Annotated in this window: 13 protein-coding genes; 6 read left to right on the top strand and 7 right to left on the bottom strand. The window is 64.4% G+C overall.

What is annotated here, in order from left to right:
• Positions 1–107 precede the first annotated feature (107 nt).
• Together L6Q21_RS03910 and L6Q21_RS03905 are read left to right on the top strand one after the other, a co-directional pair.
• Positions 108–581: an RNA polymerase sigma factor gene (locus tag L6Q21_RS03910; RefSeq protein WP_237829229.1), complete on the top strand. Its 474-nt coding sequence runs from the start codon at positions 108–110 to the stop codon at positions 579–581.
• A complete protein-coding gene (locus L6Q21_RS03905; protein ID WP_237829227.1) occupies positions 578–1,555 on the top strand; it encodes a FecR family protein in 978 nt (325 codons plus the stop codon). Before L6Q21_RS03910 ends, L6Q21_RS03905 begins: the two co-directional genes overlap by 4 nt.
• A gap of 354 nt (positions 1,556–1,909) precedes the next feature.
• Here the strand turns inward: L6Q21_RS03905 and L6Q21_RS03900 are convergent, their stop codons facing one another.
• The 3 genes from L6Q21_RS03900 to L6Q21_RS03890 are packed head-to-tail and all read right to left on the bottom strand — an operon-like array spanning position 1,910 to position 5,811.
• Positions 1,910–3,175 carry a lipase family protein gene (locus L6Q21_RS03900; RefSeq protein WP_237829226.1) on the bottom strand — a complete coding sequence of 422 codons (1,266 nt, stop codon included), beginning with the start codon at positions 3,173–3,175 and terminating at the stop codon, positions 1,910–1,912.
• 13 nt (positions 3,176–3,188) lie between these two features.
• Complete coding sequence (locus L6Q21_RS03895) at positions 3,189–3,533, bottom strand: hypothetical protein (protein ID WP_237829225.1); 345 nt, start codon at positions 3,531–3,533, stop codon at positions 3,189–3,191.
• 22 nt (positions 3,534–3,555) lie between these two features.
• The gene (locus tag L6Q21_RS03890; protein ID WP_237829224.1) at positions 3,556–5,811 is read right to left on the bottom strand and encodes a TonB-dependent receptor; all 2,256 of its coding nucleotides are present in this window, start codon (positions 5,809–5,811) and stop codon (positions 3,556–3,558) included.
• A gap of 182 nt (positions 5,812–5,993) precedes the next feature.
• On the opposite strand from L6Q21_RS03890, the gene L6Q21_RS03885 reads away from it, so the two are divergent.
• Entirely contained in the window at positions 5,994–6,908 is a 915-nt protein-coding gene (locus L6Q21_RS03885; RefSeq protein ID WP_237829223.1) for a GDSL-type esterase/lipase family protein, read from the top strand.
• On the opposite strand, the gene L6Q21_RS03880 is transcribed toward L6Q21_RS03885, so the two are convergent.
• On the bottom strand, positions 6,881–7,678 hold the full coding sequence (locus L6Q21_RS03880) for a sugar phosphate isomerase/epimerase family protein (RefSeq protein WP_237829222.1): 798 nt from the start codon (positions 7,676–7,678) through the stop codon (positions 6,881–6,883). The genes L6Q21_RS03885 and L6Q21_RS03880 overlap by 28 nt on opposite strands.
• 269 nt (positions 7,679–7,947) lie before the next feature.
• On the opposite strand from L6Q21_RS03880, the gene L6Q21_RS03875 reads away from it, so the two are divergent.
• Positions 7,948–8,601, top strand: coding sequence for a TetR/AcrR family transcriptional regulator (locus L6Q21_RS03875; protein ID WP_237829221.1), 654 nt, complete (start codon positions 7,948–7,950; stop codon positions 8,599–8,601).
• Between the two features lie 110 nt (positions 8,602–8,711).
• Entirely contained in the window at positions 8,712–10,877 is a 2,166-nt protein-coding gene (locus tag L6Q21_RS03870; RefSeq protein WP_237829219.1) for a glycoside hydrolase family 3 C-terminal domain-containing protein, read from the top strand.
• Positions 10,878–10,919: 42 nt separating this feature from the next.
• Here L6Q21_RS03870 and L6Q21_RS03865 read toward each other — a convergent pair whose 3' ends face one another.
• Positions 10,920–11,390, bottom strand: a complete 471-nt coding sequence (locus L6Q21_RS03865; protein ID WP_237829217.1) for a hypothetical protein — start codon at positions 11,388–11,390, stop codon at positions 10,920–10,922.
• Here L6Q21_RS03865 and L6Q21_RS03860 point away from each other — a divergent pair.
• Entirely contained in the window at positions 11,389–13,452 is a 2,064-nt protein-coding gene (locus tag L6Q21_RS03860; RefSeq protein ID WP_237829216.1) for a beta-N-acetylhexosaminidase, read from the top strand. The genes L6Q21_RS03865 and L6Q21_RS03860 overlap by 2 nt on opposite strands.
• Here L6Q21_RS03860 and L6Q21_RS03855 read toward each other — a convergent pair.
• Positions 13,436–14,392, bottom strand: coding sequence for an alpha/beta hydrolase (locus tag L6Q21_RS03855; RefSeq protein WP_237829215.1), 957 nt, complete (start codon positions 14,390–14,392; stop codon positions 13,436–13,438). The genes L6Q21_RS03860 and L6Q21_RS03855 overlap by 17 nt on opposite strands.
• Positions 14,389–15,687: a glycoside hydrolase family 1 protein gene (locus tag L6Q21_RS03850; protein ID WP_237829214.1), complete on the bottom strand. Its 1,299-nt coding sequence runs from the start codon at positions 15,685–15,687 to the stop codon at positions 14,389–14,391. The genes L6Q21_RS03855 and L6Q21_RS03850 overlap by 4 nt, the downstream gene beginning before the upstream one ends.
• Between the last annotated feature and the right edge of the window lie 70 nt (positions 15,688–15,757).

Here is a 15,757-nt window from a genome sequence, read left to right as displayed (position 1 = left end):
GGGGAAGCGCGGGAAAACGGAATGGTCGGGCCTCGAAATCTGAAACCCCTTTCGGAAAGGCTCGGCGGTTGAAAGCTCCGCGTCGCGAACCGGATGCCGTCGCCTGGATGGAGGCCTATGGCCCCGGCCTTCGCCGCTATTTCCGCCGCAGGATTGCGGATGGCGATGTAGACGATCTCGTTCAGGAGGTTTTCCTGCGGCTTCACTCCAGATACATGAACGGTTCGATCGAGAACCTCGAAGGCTATTTGTTTAGGACAGCGCATAATGTGCTGGTCAGCCGCTACCGTGAACAGGCATCGCGGATAGTCTCGTCGTCCGACAAATGGGCGGAGGGGCTGAGCGCCTACGATCCGATCTCCCCCGAACGGATCACGATCGGGCAGGAGGAGTATCGGCGGGTGATCGCCGCGATACAGAATCTGCCGCCGCGCACACGCGAAGCCTTCGAACTCCATCGGTTTGAGAATCTGACTTACCAGGCAATCGCGCAGCGAATGGGTATCAGCCGCAATTCCGTGAAAGATCTCATGCACCGCGCCCTGCTGCACATTACCGAAGCAGTGGAGGCCGGACAATGAACGGCGGACACCCCTTCGACCGCAACACGCTCCGAGCGGAAGCGGCGCATTGGTATAATCAGCGCCTCGCAGGCGATATGACCCGCGACGACGAAGGCCGCTTCAATGACTGGCTGGATCAGTCCGAAGCGCATCTCGATGCCTATCGCTCGGTCGGCAGGGCGTGGTTCATCGCCGGATCCGCAATGGATGACCCCGTCTTGTCGGAACCGGCCCCTGTGGAACGCCGCTCAATGCTGCGCTGGCGCGGGCTTGCATTGGCCGCCTCTCTGCTGCTGGCGATCGTTGCTAGCGGGATGATGTTTCCCGGGTTGATGTTCGACCTTCAGGATCGCCCGGTGCAGGCATTCCAGACCGAAACCGGCCAAAGAAGCACGATCACTTTGCCGGACGGCTCCGTGGTGACGCTCGATTCCGAAACCGAGATGCGTTTCGCGGACAAGCCCGAGGAGCGACTGGTGAAGCTCGTTCGCGGCCGCGCTTTCTTCGAGGTGGCAAAAAACCATTCGCGGCCTTTCGTCGTGAACGCAGGCGGAAAGCGCGTGCGGGCGGTGGGCACCGCCTTTGGGGTGAGGGTGGACCAGGGGGAAGTGACCGTCGTCCTCGCAGAGGGAAAGGTGCGGGTCGAGGAGGCGGGCGAGACCGGAAACGGGGCCGATATGACTCCTGGCCGACAACTGGTGGTCGGCACAGATCAGAAATGGACGGTGACCAGCGTCGACGTGCAGAAGGAAACGAGCTGGACCGAAGGGCGCCTGATTTTCCTGCATGATCCGCTGTCGAAGGCGATCACGGAAGTTAACCGTTATTCGACGCGCAAACTGGTCTTCAAAGATGGCGCGATTCCCGACAAGCGCATTGTCGGCGTATTCTCGACAGGTGATGTGGACGGGTTTGTGAAGGCGCTTGAGCTGAACGGGATCGCTAGACCTGTTTCCACATCGGCCGATAAAATTATTATCGACAGTCAGTAGGGTAATTAGCTTAAGGGCGATTTCAGAATAATAAATATAGACAATCTATTATGATCTGTCGTGGGACATGATTAAGATATTTTGTAACGTGCCCTTTGAATTTCCTTCATAAACGATTAGAATCCGGTCTTGTAGGAGGGGATGTCGATAAAACGTAGAAGGTTTACTGAATAATATATTATTGGTTGGGTGAAGGAAGCTGAGTGACCGGAACATTAAGTAGATATCCAATTCGTCAAACTGAAATACTGGCGCCATATCCACACCCATTATAGGCGGTGCGTGCATACCTTCTTTCCAGAAATCTGCATCTCCGCAACTCTCATCTTCTGGATCGATCAATGAGGCCTGAGCCTAGCAATCAATGACGGTTTTAATCTGCGCTATGTGCCTTGCACCATCGTCAACGACTACATCATTCCGAGATCGACGGGACGACGGAGAAGACAGGCGGGCGCTTGTCCAATCCAGCAGATCTACTGTCAGAGGCGAACTGGCCGCCACGAGGCCCATATGATCCACGGCAGCATATTCGATGTAGCGCAAGGCCTGGCCGGCCTTGCAGCGGTCCTGAATATAGGTCCGCTGGACCTTGGATGAAATGCTCTCGTCTTTCTCCCCCTGAACCAGCAACAATGGGGCGTGGATCATGGCGAACGGGCTGTTTTCCTGAAGTCGTCCTTCCAGCGCTTCGTTTCCGGAATCCCTTGGCAGCAGGGTCTGCTTACGCAGCAGCCACAGCTCGGCGATCGTCCAAAGCGCTTTGCGATCGACGATGCATCGGCGTGTGATGTCTTTGATCGCCATCCGCGCCCAGCGCTTCACCGGCATGGCCTCGACATCGGGATACACCTGCGCATAGGCATGATAGACAAAGCTGAAGATGAGTTTTCCGAAGCCGCTCGCCCCGCTCTCCCGCGCGAGTGCCGGAAGGTCTGAAGCTGGCGCCATGGCTACGACACCATTGAGCTTTACGTCCGGCGCATAGGTGGGCGCCTTGATGCCCGCCCAAAGCGCGCTATGCCCCCCCTGCGAGTGGCCCCAGACGACGGCCTCCCCCGACAGCCGCCAGTCTGGATGGCCGGCGGCCGCCCGGATCGAGTCGAGCACTGAACGCGCGGCGTCCTCGCCAACGAAATAAGCATGATTGCCGGGCGTTCCCATGCCTACATAATCCGTCGCGACCAGCGCCCACCCGTTTTCCAGCAGGCCGGGTACAGCCGGAGTGCCAGCGAATGGATCGGCCATCAGCGATGGCGCGCAGCCACGCGCAATGCCGGTTGTCCCATGCGCCCAGGCGACGAGCGGACGAGGCGCGGAGCCGGTTTCCGAAACGAGAAGAAGGGCACTGGCTACGGCTGGGGCGCCATCCCACCGAGTCGTCGTATAAAGGAAGCGCCAAGCGCGCGCCTTTGCCGGAATGCCCTGAGTGACAGGCTCGATCCGCACGATCCGCCCGGGCTCAGCCGGCACCTGATCGGGGGGATCGTAAAAGCTTCCGGGGGTGTCGGGCAAAGTGGCCCACCAGCCCATCAGTAGCAGTGCGGCCAGGATGAGAAGCAGCGATATGATCGCGTGCCTTTTCCGGCGCCACCATGGCCGGGCAACGTCGTCGTTCACGAGGAGGTGGCTGTCAGCGCCCGGAGCACCGGACCGTGCCGGGCTCCACATCGAACTGCCGCGCACCGACCAACCCCGCCGGCTGTGGCCGGTCGACGATTCGCAAGGGAAGCTGGCATTTGCCGGTTACGACGAGATAGCGATCCGCGGACCGATATTCGATCCGGACGATCGGATCATTGACCGCAAAGGCCGCCACCACCTCCGGATGATCGAGGATCGCCTTCATCTCCGCGATGCGCTGATGGTTGGGCGCCAGAGCGGCATGGGCGGCGGACGCCAGGCCGAGAACGCCGGCCCCCATCGCGATGATCCGTTTCAAGAATAGCGTCCGCCCCATGTTCACGCGCATCGTCATAAACCCTTTCCTTCGGTCCCGCCTAGAATTTGAAATCCAGCGCAACCCCGATGCTGCGGACGGACTCGGGCGACAGGATGTGGATGTAGGATCCCAAATCCCCCAGCTGCGCTGCAAGCGGTGTTTGCGCGACGGCCAGCGGAACCCGCTCGTTGAAGATGTTCCGGCCGAAGACGGAGAGATTGATGTTGCCGCCATCGAACGCGACGCCAAGTCGTGCGCCGACCGGGGTGTGAGAGCCTGTCGCCGCCAGCGGGTCATAGCTCGCCGTGAAGCCGATCGAGGAAGTGTGCACCACATCGGCCTGCGCATAAAGCTCCACATGGTCGCTGACGGGGGCGCGATATTCCCCGCTCGCCACGAACTTCCACTTCGGAACGCCGGAAAGCCGGCGTCCGCCGGCATCGGACGCCGTCGTGGTGGTGGCGCCGACGGTATAGGTCCTGCAGCCTTGCGCTTCCGTCTCATTGGGGCCGCAGGCGACCAGATAGCCGTCTCCGTAAGTGGCGTCGGTAAAGGTCAGGCCACCATTCAGGCTCAGTCCTGGAGTCAGCTTGGCCATAACCGACAACTCCACGCCCTGGCTGCGGATCGAAGGCGCATTGCCATAGATATAGGTGGCGGTGGCGGAATCGAGGAACTGGGTCTGGTAATTCTCGACGTCGGTGCGGAAGATGGCGAGATTCGCCACCATCCGGCTGTCGAGCAGCGTCGCCTTCACGCCGCCTTCCCACGCCTTCGGGATTTCCGGCTTCACGACGAGCGGCGCCAGCACGGTCGTCGTCTGGTCGTTGATGGCCGCGCCCTTGTAGCCGCGCGCATAGGTCACATAGGCCATCAGATCGGGTGAGAAGTCGTATTGAAGGCCGCCCCGATAGGAGAAGCTCGTGTCCTTGTTCGAGCCGGACACGGGAGCGAGCGATGCGAAGGGGGCCAGCGCGCCGGGGGCCAGTTGGCGCACGGTGTCGGCTTCGATTTCCTGCCGCTCCAGACGCGCGCCTGCGATCAGGCGCAGGCTGTCGGTCAGATTGAAGGTTGCCTGTCCGAAAGCCGCTAGGCTCTTGGAATCGATCTCTGTCTCGAACGTCTGGCCGAGCTTCAGGCCAAAGGGCAGGATCCTGAGGCTGCCCATCTGGATGCCGGTCGCGTCCTGCTTGCCGCGGAAATAATAGCCGCCGACGACGAACTGGGCGAAGCCGCCGGATGGCGAGGTCAGCCGGATTTCCTGGCTGAAGTTGGAGATCGACTGGGTGGAGGCGTTCACGTCCAGCACATCGACGGGAACGCTGTCCGAGTCTCCGCCGCCATCCTGTTTCAGCCAGCGGTTGGCGGTGATGGAGGTGAGGGTGAACTCGCCGATCTGCCAGTCGATCTGGCCCGACACGCCATAAGCCTTGTCGCGGCCATAGGATTGCCCGCTGTAGCAGTTGCTGCGGTTGTCCGGGCCGATGACGATGCCGCAGGCGTTCAACTGGTTGGTGAGGAAACTGCCCGGCGTCGACTGCACCACCACCCAGCCGCCGCCCGTGTTGCTGAACTTCTCATAGTCGGCGATCAGGTTGATCGTGAGCTTCTCGCTGGGCTCCACAAGGAAGCGCGCGCGAACGCCGCTGGACTGCAGATCGTCCCAGCCGAAACGGGGCACGTTGTAGGTCGTGGTGGCCGTGCGGCTGCTCTGCGCGGAGAGGCGCAAGGCCGCGACGTCTCCGACCGGCAGGTTGGCCATGGCCTGCACCCGCCGCTGGTTGCGGTTGCCGACTTCCCCGTGGAAGGCCATTTCCATCCTGGACGGGTCGGGCGCGTTGGTGACGATGTTGACGACGCCGGCCGAGCTGTTGCGCCCGAACAGCGTTCCTTGCGGCCCCATGAGCACTTCGACGCGCGCGACATCGAAAAGACCGGCCGGATTGGCCTGGGTGGAGGCGTTGCTGAGCGCCACGCCGTCCAGCACCACGCCGACGCTGCCCTCGGCGGAACGCGAATAGGTCTGGGCGCCTAGGCCGCGGATCTTCACCGACCCGTAGCTGGTGTTGAACGAAGGGACGGCGCGGGCGAGATCGTTCACATTTGCGATGTTCTGCTGCTGCAGCGCCTGCGAATCGACCAGGGAGATGGATTGCGGAACATCCTGCAATCGCTCCTCGCGCTTGGTGCCGGTGACGACGATGTCGGCCAGAACTGGCTCTGCAGCGCTGGAGGCCGCCGGAGTCTGCGCCGCAGCGGGCGCGGCAAGAGAGGCAGCCAAAGCCAACAGGCTGACATAATGGAAATCGCGCATGCAGAAGTCTCCCCGATAGACGCCGCGACAGCCCTTTACCCGTCCCGGCGAAGCCCCGATTTGTGCCGTCTTCGCTTTGTGAGACGGCATTCTTGCACTTTCTTCGGCCTGATCCTACAAACAGTCAATACCGTTTGTAACTTGTCGCATATCCGAAGAAAGCCGCTGTCGGGAGGGAATCGATGCGGATGCCTGCGCCACTGGTCGCCGTTCCGGCGATGCTTTTCCTGATCATGCCGGCCGTTTCGGCGCAGACTGTTTCGGCGCAGACCGTTTCCGCTGCGACGGTAATGCGCGTCGGCATTCTGGACGATCCCTGCATCGTCTTGCCGCCAGCCCCCTCTGAAGTGACGGACTATATGAAGCGGATGCTTCTGGCGAAGGCGCGCGGGGAAGCGCCGCCGCCTCCGTCCGCCGAGGGATTGGAAATCTACACCCGATGGCAGGAGAAGCTGAAGCTCGCGGACCACGCCGGGCTCTGCCGCTATCGTGCGGCCAATGCGGCGCTTCCCGCGGCGGGGCCGAACCGCATCCTGTTTATGGGCGATTCCATCACCGAGAACTGGATTCGCGAGAGGCCGGATTTCTTCGCGCGCGGCGAGCGGGTTGATCGCGGCATCAGCGGGCAGACGAGCGCGCAGATGCTCGCGCGTTTCCAGGCCGATGTGGTCGCGCTGAAGCCTTCGGTCGTGCATATCCTGGCCGGGAGCAATGACATCGCCGGCAATGGCGGCCCCACGACCCTGTCGGCGATTGCGGACAATATTCGCGCCATGGTGCAGTTGGCGCGCGCCAACGGCATCGCCGTGGTCCTGGGAACGCTTCCGCCCGCCCGCCGTTTCGACTGGCGGCCCGAGATCGAGCCGCGGCCTCACATCACCGCCCTCAACGACTGGATCCGCCATTATGCGGAGTCCGAGGGGGTGACGATCGCCGACTATCATGCGCTGCTGGACGACGGCGAAGGCGGGCTGACGTCCGCCGATGCCGCCGACGGCGTGCATCCGACTGCGGTTGCTTATGCGCGCATGGAGACTGTCACCGAAAAGGCGCTGGCCGAAGCGGCCCGTCAGCGGCGGGCCACGCCTTCCAGATAGATGCGGCTGTCGCGCAGGATTTCCAGCAGTTCCGCCTTCGGCGCTTGCTCCTGTTCGATCAGCAGGTCCGCCACCCCTGTGTTTCTGAGCGCGGCGAGCAGCCTCGCCCAATCGATGCTGCCCCGACCGATCGGTGCCGAGGCGGGAATGTCCACCGGCGACGGCGCGTAGCCGGGCTGCCAGTCCTTCGCATGCGCCAGCGGCACCCGGCCTTTCAGCCGTTCGAGAAGTGGGATGGGGTCGACGCCGGCGGAAATGCTGTTCCCAAGATCGAGTTCGAAATCGACGAGTGCGGGATCGGTTCGCTCGACCATGATGTCGAAGGCGTGACGATCGCCGAAGGGCAGGAAGTCCAGCCCATGGGTGTGATAGGCGAAGCGAACCCCCGCCTGTTTGGCCTGCTCTGCGAAGCGGTTGAAGATGTCGGCGCTTCGCTGAAAATCGCTGGCGGTCAGTTTGAGAACCGCGGCCTGCGCCTCTTCGCGCGAGGTGATGGGCAGCTTCAGCGCCGGTATGAGCGGCAGGGGCGCGATGGCATAGGGCAGGCCGGCTTCCGCGCAGAAGGCGATCGCCTCCGCCACTTCGGCTTCGGCCATGTCCGGCCTCAGGCAGTGCGCGCCGACGCCGCGCAGGCCGTTGGCCGCCAGCGCCGAACGGATTCGGGCCGCGCTGCGGCCGAAATAGCCGGCGAATTCCACGCTGGTAATACCGGTCCCGGCGATGTCGGCCAGCCCCTTGTCGAAATCCGCCGCGAGCAACTCGCGCATCATGTAAAGCCCGACACCGATTCGGGGCGGAGGCGCCGGCGGGTTCTTGTTCGCGGAAGGTCGGGCTGCCGCGCGACAAGCGGCGAGCCCCAGCACCCCAACGGCCATCTGTCGCCGATTCAAGAACAATTTCATTCTCTTCCTCCCATCTCCCTCTTGCCAAGGCCAATAGGCTCTGACACATTTGCAGTCAAACTTGCTTGCAAGTTCCGCAAAAATGCGGAACTTGCGCTAACCGGATTGCTAGGGCCGAATTGCTAGGGGACGATTGGATGACCGAACGGGTGAAGCGCCGGACCCAGGCCGAGCGAAGCGCGGCCACCTGCGACGCATTGCTGGCCGCGGCGATCCAGGTGCTGCACGAACATGGCTATGGCGCGACCAGCACGACCATGGTTGCCGAAGCGGCGGGAATCAGCCGGGGGGCCATGCTGCACCAGTTCCGCACCAAGGCGGACCTGATGACCTTCGTGGTGAAGCAGGTCTATCGCGAGGAACTCGCATTTTATGCCCGCTGTCTTGCGCAGATCGAGAATGAGCGGGACCGTATACCGCACTATCCGCAGATGGCCTGGGAGGCTTTGAGCCGCCCATCGGGCGTTGCCGTGCTCGAAATCCTGCAGGGCTCCCGCAGCGATCCGGAACTGGCAAAGCAACTGGCGCCGATCCAGGCGCGGATCGAGGCCGATGCGCTTGCCCACATCGGGCGCTCGTCCGGCCAGTCCCGCGAATTGCTGGCCTTCATGCGGCTGGTCGTCTGGTCGGCAAGGGGGCTGTCGGTCGCCAAGGTGCTGGCGCCCGACGGCGAGAGGGTGAGCGACGCCGTGACATTGCTGGGCCGGCTGATCGAGGCCGGGCTGCAGACGGGAATATTGAACTTCGGCGAGGAATCCGAACCGCCGCGAGAAAACCGAATGACGGACTGAACTACAAAAAAGGGAGGATCAGGATGAAAGGAACGACCAGCCTTCTGGCCGGCATCATGCTGCTGTCTGCGATTCCTGCAGCCGGCCAATCGCAAAAGGGAAACACACGCATGGCGAACGCCGCAACCATCGATGCGCAGGCGGATCGGATTGTCGATGCCATGACCCTTGCCGAGCAGATTTCGCTGACACGGACGAGGGCGGGTGCAAGCCTCAAGGATCTGGGCGTGCCGTTGCCCGCCTTCATTCCCGAAGCGATGCGGATCGATAAGCCGGAAGGGTCGATCGGCACCGCCGGCTTCGTGCCTGCGATCCCCCGTGTCGGCTTCCCCGCGCAGCACCAGGCCGACGCCAGCCTCGGCATCGCCGACATCGGCTATCTGCGCCCCGGCCAGCAATCGACCTCGCTTCCCTCCACGCTTTCGCTCGCCGCGACCTTCAGCCCGGAAGCCGCGCTGGAAGCCGGCGACATCATCGGCGCAGAGGCCTTTGCCAAGGGCATCAACATCATGCTGGCCGGCGGGGTGAATCTGGCGCGCGAGCCGCGCAACGGCCGCAACTTCGAATATCTGGGCGAGGACCCGCTGCTGGCCGGCCGTCTCGTAGGGCAGCAGATCGCGGGAATCCAGGCGCATCATGTCGCCTCCACGATCAAGCATTATGCCGTCAACCCGCAGGAATCCGGGCGCTTCGTCTATGACGCCCGCATGTCGGAAGCGGCGCTGCGCGAATCCGACCTGCTCGCCTTCGAGATCGGCGTGCGCGACGGCCGCCCCGCCTCGGCTATGTGCGCCTACAACAAGGTGAACGGCCTCTACGCCTGCGAGAATCCCTGGCTGATGAACGAGGTGCTGAAGACCGACTGGGGCTTCAAGGGCTGGGTCATGTCCGACTGGGGGGCCGTGCACAGCCTGCATGCCTCGGTGAACGCCGGGCTGGACCAGCAGTCCCCGCAGGACAAGGATTTCTTCGCAGGGCTGGAAGCCGCCGTCGGCGACGGCAGCATCGAACGGCAGCGGGTGCGCGACATGGCGCGGCGGATCGTGCGCGCGATGATCGAGGTCGGGGCGGTGGAGAAGGTGGCGAAGCCGGGTGGCGAGATCCCGGTGGAAGCGCATTCCGCCCGGGCGCAGGCACTGGCCGAAGCGGGCATCGTGCTGCTGAAGAACGACGGTATCCTGCCGCTGGCGGCGACCGCCCGCAAGATTGTGGTGATCGGCCGCCATGCGGACAAGGGCGTGCCTATCGGCGGCGGCTCTTCCCAGGTGATTCCCTGGGGCGGCGTCTATCGCGACGCGCCCGAGGGAACCCATCCGCTGAGCGCGCTGATGGCGCCGTCCTACAGCCTGGCTTCCCCGCTCAAGGCGCTTGCCGCCGCGCTGCCCAATGCCGAGATCCAGTTCGACGATGGCAGCAATCCGGCGCGCGCGGCCGCGCTGGCCGCTTCGGCCGACGTCGCCATCGTCTACGCGGTGAAGACGGAAATGGAGGGAATCGACCACGCCGACCTGTCGCTGCCCTGGGGACAGGACGACATGATCGCAGCGGTCGCCGGGGCCAACCCGCGCACCGTGGTCGTGCTGCAGACGGGCAATCCCGTGGCGATGCCATGGCTCGGCAAGGTCGGGGGTGTGCTGCAGGCCTGGTTCAGCGGCCAGCGCGGCGGCGATGCCATCGCCTCGATCCTGACGGGTCGTGTCGCGCCGTCCGGCCGCCTGCCGATCAGCTTTCCTGCCTCGACGGAGCAGCTGCCGCATCCGAAGATCGTCGGCTTCGACCCGGCCAAGCAAAAGGCGCTGAGCATCGGCGTGCGCTACGATCCCTTCCCGATCGACTATGTGGAAGGCAGCGACGTCGGTTATCGCTGGTTCCACCTGAAGGGCGAAAAGCCGCTGTTTCCCTTCGGCTTCGGGCTGACCTACACCAGCTTCGACTATTCCGGCCTCAAGCAGACCGGCGGGCAGACGCTGAAAGTCACGGCCACCATCCGCAATACCGGCAAGCGCGAGGGCCTGGAAGTCGCCCAGCTCTATGTTGCTCCCCCAGGCCGCAGCATTCGGCTTGCCGGCTGGGCACGAGTGCAGCTGAAGCCGGGCGAATCGCGCACCGTCACCATCGAGGCGGATACGTGGGTGCTGCTGTCCTATGACGAGAGCGCCGGCAAATGGGCGCGTCCCGCAGGCGATTACCGCTTCTTCATCGGGAAATCGGCCGGTGAGCCGGAACTGTCGGGCAGTGTCTTCCTGAACGCTGCCGCGCAGGATCGTCGCCGGTGAAAGGCCGCCCGGCTCTCCACGGATCGGAGAGCCGGGCTTCTTTCATGGCAACGCCTTCAGCGCAGCGTCGACCTTTTCGAGCGCCTCGGCCGAAATCGCCCCGTTCGAAATCGGCTGCAGTTGCCGAAGGCTCATCGCCTTGAACGCCTCATACATGGGATGCGCCGTCAGCGAAGGCAGTTGCGCATCGAGCACCGTTCTGCCGGCCGGACTGGCAGCGATCGTTTCGATCGACGTGTCTGCCGACAGTTTCCCGGCCGCCGCCGCGCCTGATGGAGCCGGCTCGGCCGCCACCGGAACCGCAGAAGCGGCAATGAAAAGGGCCAGAACAATGTTCCGCATCGGATACTCCTCCCGAATCGCATTGCCGGCCATCCAGTCTGACGGGCCGGTCCGCGCCATGCATCTTGCAAACAGATTGGCTTGTAAATGGCCTTTGCTGCGCAGCATGTCCGCTGCATTGGCGTTGGGAGTTTCCACCTCCGCCATGGCGTCTTCGGCGCTGATGCCCATGCCGCATGCGATTGCCGTTTCTCCGAATGGCGAAAAGCTCGGCGTCTCCGGCCCGTTCCTGGTTCAATGGAAGGGCTGCGGGCCTGCGGAGAAGCTGGATGCCGCGGCCCGGCGCTTTCAGTCCGACGTCGACAGGCAGACCGGCCTGCGGCTTCAGGCGGGTGCGCCGGTGCCCTTGCGCATCGGCTGCCTCCAGACGGAAAACGCGGCCGACCGGGGGGAAGCTTATCGGTTGGAGGTCCGCGCCGATGGCGTGGCGATCGAGGCGGACGGGTCGACCGGGGCCTTGCGGGCGCTGGCGACGCTTCGGCAACTGGTTGGCCTGTCCCCCGACGGGATCCGGATTCCGCTGCAACGCATCGACGACAAACCGCGTTTTGCGTGGCGCGGTGTGTTGCTGGATCCGGCCCGGAACTTCATTTCCATCGAGACGCTGAAGCGCCAGATCGACGCCATGGAGCGTGTGAAGCTGAACACGCTGCATCTGCATCTCTCCGACGACCAGGGTTTCCGCGTGGAAAGCCGCCGCTATCCCAGGCTGAACGCCGGCGGCCCTTTCTACACGCAGGCCGACATCCGCGAATTGATCGGCTATGCCGAAGCGCGGGGCGTGCGGATCATTCCCGAGTTCGACGTGCCCGGCCATAGCCGCGCCATGGTGGAGGCTTATCCTGAAATCGGCGTGCTGGTGCAGTCGCCGATCCCGGGCCTGAAGGCGGCTGCCCTCAACCCGGCTTCGCCGGCCATGTGGCGCTTTCTGGAAGGGCTGTTCGCGGAAATGGCGGCTCTGTTTCCCGATCCGCATTTCCACGCCGGCGGAGACGAGGTCAGCGCCGGGGTCTGGAAGGATGCGCCCGGCATGACGGAATGGATAGCAAGGGAAGGTCTCGCCGACCAGCATGCCGTGGAAAGCTGGTTCGCACGCAGGGCAGGGCGGATCCTGAAGGCTCAAGGCAAGACCATGATCGGCTGGGAAGAGATGGCCGCCGCAGGAGTCGACAAGAATGTGGTGGTTCAGGCCTGGCAGACATCGAACGCCATGGCGAATGCGACGGCCGGCAACCACCCCACCTTGATGTCCGCGGGCTATTATCTGAACCTGCTGATGCCGGCCGAGTATCATTATGCGCTGGATCCGGCCCAGACGTCGGGAGCGGGGCTGACGCCGGATCATGCCGCGACGCTTCGCAAGCTGAGCCCGCTTCTGGCGGCGATGGTGGCCGATGCCCAGGTGGATCGGCCCAGGGCGCCGCTCACGCCTGAGCAGGAGCGGAACCTTCTGGGGGGCGAGATGGCGCTCTGGGGGGAGATAGCGACGGACGAGTTGATCGACCATCAGCTCTGGCCGCGGGCGGCGGCGCTGGCGGAACGCTTCTGGTCGAACCGTTCCGTCCGCGACATTGACGACATGTACGCGCGCCTGACAGTGGTTTCGGCGCAATTGTCCGCCTCCGGCGTGCGCAATGTGTCGGCGCGGACGCGGATGATCGAACGGCTGGCGCCGGCCGATCCCGAGGCGCTGGCGACACTGCTGGAAGTGGCCGGGCCTGTCCGCAACATGGCGCACGACCATCGCATCCGCGCCATGCTGGCGGGCAAGACCATCGTGCAATCGCTGAACGCACCGGCGGATGCCGCCCCGGTGGACAGCCTCGTGGCGCGGCGCTTCACCGCCGAGGCGAAAAGGCTCGCGGCCGGAGAGCGCGCGCTGGCGCCGCAACTGGCGGCTCGCCTCGCCATATGGCAGGCCAATGATACGCGCTTCAAGGCGCTGGCCAAGGGCCATCCAATGCTTGAAGAAGCGCTTCCGACCTCCGCTCAACTGGCCGCATTGGCGAAGCTGGGGCTGGATGCGGTCGCCGCGCTGGACGCCGGCGAACCACTCGCGGCAAGCCGCGCGGCAGAGGGCCGGGCGCTGCTGGAAACGCTGCGGAAACAAGAGGCTGCGTCGTGGCGGCCCTTTGATCCGTTCATTTCCCAACAGCCTCCGGCCGACCTGATCCTGAAGATCGGGCCGGGCCTGGAGGTGCTGCTGGAGGCGGCGGTCAGGGCTGGCGGCTGAGCCAGGCGTGGAAAAGCTCGGGCCACATGGCGGAAGGCGTGCCCTGGAAGCCGGTGCCATAGCCATGGCCGCCTTCCTGCACCAGATGCATCTCCACCGGCCGCTTCGCCGACCGCATCGCCTCGAACATCATCTGGCTGTTCTCCACCGGAACGGTGGTGTCGTCGACCGAATGGAACAGGAACAGGGGCGGGGTGTCGGCTCCCGCATGCCGCTCCGCCGAACGGCGGTTCACCAGTGCCGCTGACGGTTCACGCCCCAGCAGCAGCAGCCGGCTGGGGGCGTTCGCCTTTTCGCCCATCGTGATCACCGGATATATGAGACCGACCGCCTGCGGCCTTGCGCTCAGCCTGTCCACGGCATCGGAAGGCACATCGGCGCTGTCGTCCGTTGCCAGCGTGGCAGCAAGATGCCCGCCGGCGGAGAAGCCGAGCACGGCGATCCGCTCGGCATTGAAACCGTCGATCGCCGCGCGCGACTTCATCAGGCGGACGGCCCGGCGGGCGTCCTGCAGCGGCACGTCGGCCCTATCGGCCCAGCCCTCACCGGGGAGACGATAGGTCAGCACATAGACGGTGTAGCCCAGCCGGTTGAACTTGCGCGCCACGTCGACACCCTCGTTGCCGACCGAAACGAAGAAATAGCCGCCGCCGGGGATGGCGAGGATGGCGCGTCCATTGGGCTTCTCTGGCCGGAACAGGCGCAGGCCAGGCTCCGCGACCGCCTGAACAAAGACCTGGGGCAGGTTCGGCATCGCCAGCGGCGGTTTCGGCTGCACGTCCGGCAGATGGCCTTCGGGCCATAGCGCTATTGCGGGCGCCGAGGCCCAATCCGCCGGCAAGGTCGCAGCCGGTGGCGGGGCAACCAAAGGCGCCGGTGCCGCAGCCGCCAGCAGCAAGCTGAGGCCGGGCGCGAGGATCGCGCCGACACCCCGTCTCATGCCAGCCCCCCGCGCCGGGCGATGGCGCCCAGATGCGCGGCCGATGGCTTGGGCGTTCGCCTGAAGCTCTTCCTGTCGACAGCGACCAGCCCGAATTTCGGCTTGTAGCCGTGCATCCATTCCCAATTGTCCAGCAGTGACCAGTGGATATAGCCGCGAAGATCGATTCCATCGGCCAGCAGCCGCTGGACGCCGGCTATCGCGCCGTCGATATAGGCGATGCGGCGGCTGTCGTCCTCGGTCGCCACGCCATTTTCGGTGATGTAGATCGGCTTCGATGTGCGCGCAGCGACCATCCGCACCGCGCCTTCCACGGCGTCCGGGGTGAACGGATAGCCCATCTGCGTCAACTCGGTGCCCGGCGGCGGTGGCAGATCGCCTTCGGGGCCGACCGGGGTGCTCGTATAGGTCTGCACGCCGATGAAATCCCCCGGCGCGGCGAGCCAGCGGTCCATCATCTCGGCCTGTTTGCGTTTCAGCGGGCCATCGTCACCCCCAGCCGCCGTGTCCGAGGGCAGCGCCAGGGTCAAGCCGACCGGGAAGCGCCCACCCGCCTCGCGGATCGCCTCGATGGCGCGGCTGTGCGCCGCGACGATGCCATCGAAATGCGATTCTCCCCCCAGCATGGGCGAACTCCAGTTCGGGGCATTCTGCGAGGCGCCGGCCGCCTTCTGGATGCTTTCGATGAACGGGCGGATTTTCTCGCCAAGCCCGCTCCAGCGGACGACTGTGGAAAGATTCGGCTCGTTGAACGTGGCGGCGAGGTGGATCAGCTCCCCCATTGCCCTGGTCAGGCGGGCGCAATGCGCCGCGAAAGCCTCGACGTTCGCCGGATCCTTGAAACCGCCGCTGGCTGCGACCCAGCGTGGAACCGTGAAGTGCGAGAAGGTGACGACCGGCTTGAGCCCGTGGCGCACGCAGGCCTGCAGCAGACGCCGGTAATAGGCGAGCTCCGCCTCGGAAACCTGCCCCCGTTCCGGCTCGATGCGGGACCATTCGATTCCCAGCCGGTGGCAGTTGAAGCCCAGCCGCGCCACCAGCGCCAGATCCTCTTCATAGCGATGATAGACATCGCAGGCGTCGCCCGACGGCTCGGCGAACAGAGGCGTCTTCAACTGCTCCAAAACCCAGAGGTCGCTTGCGACGTTGCCACCCTCGACCTGATATGCCGCTCCGGCCGTTCCCCACAGGAACCCGCGCGGAGCCCGGCCCGGCTTCGACAGCGCCGCCGCTGCCGGAAGCGCGGCGGAGGCAACGCCCACGCCGATCATCCCCATCAAAGTCCGACGGTCCATTTCTCCCCCTCCTATTTTGCAAGCAACTTTGCTTGCAAAATAGGCTCGCCTTTATCGCTTGCGCAAGCGC

The organism is Sandaracinobacteroides sayramensis (genome assembly GCF_022014495.1).
Taxonomy (GTDB): domain Bacteria; phylum Pseudomonadota; class Alphaproteobacteria; order Sphingomonadales; family Sphingomonadaceae; genus Sandaracinobacteroides; species Sandaracinobacteroides sayramense.
This window is presented reverse-complemented; position numbering and strand designations above follow the sequence as displayed.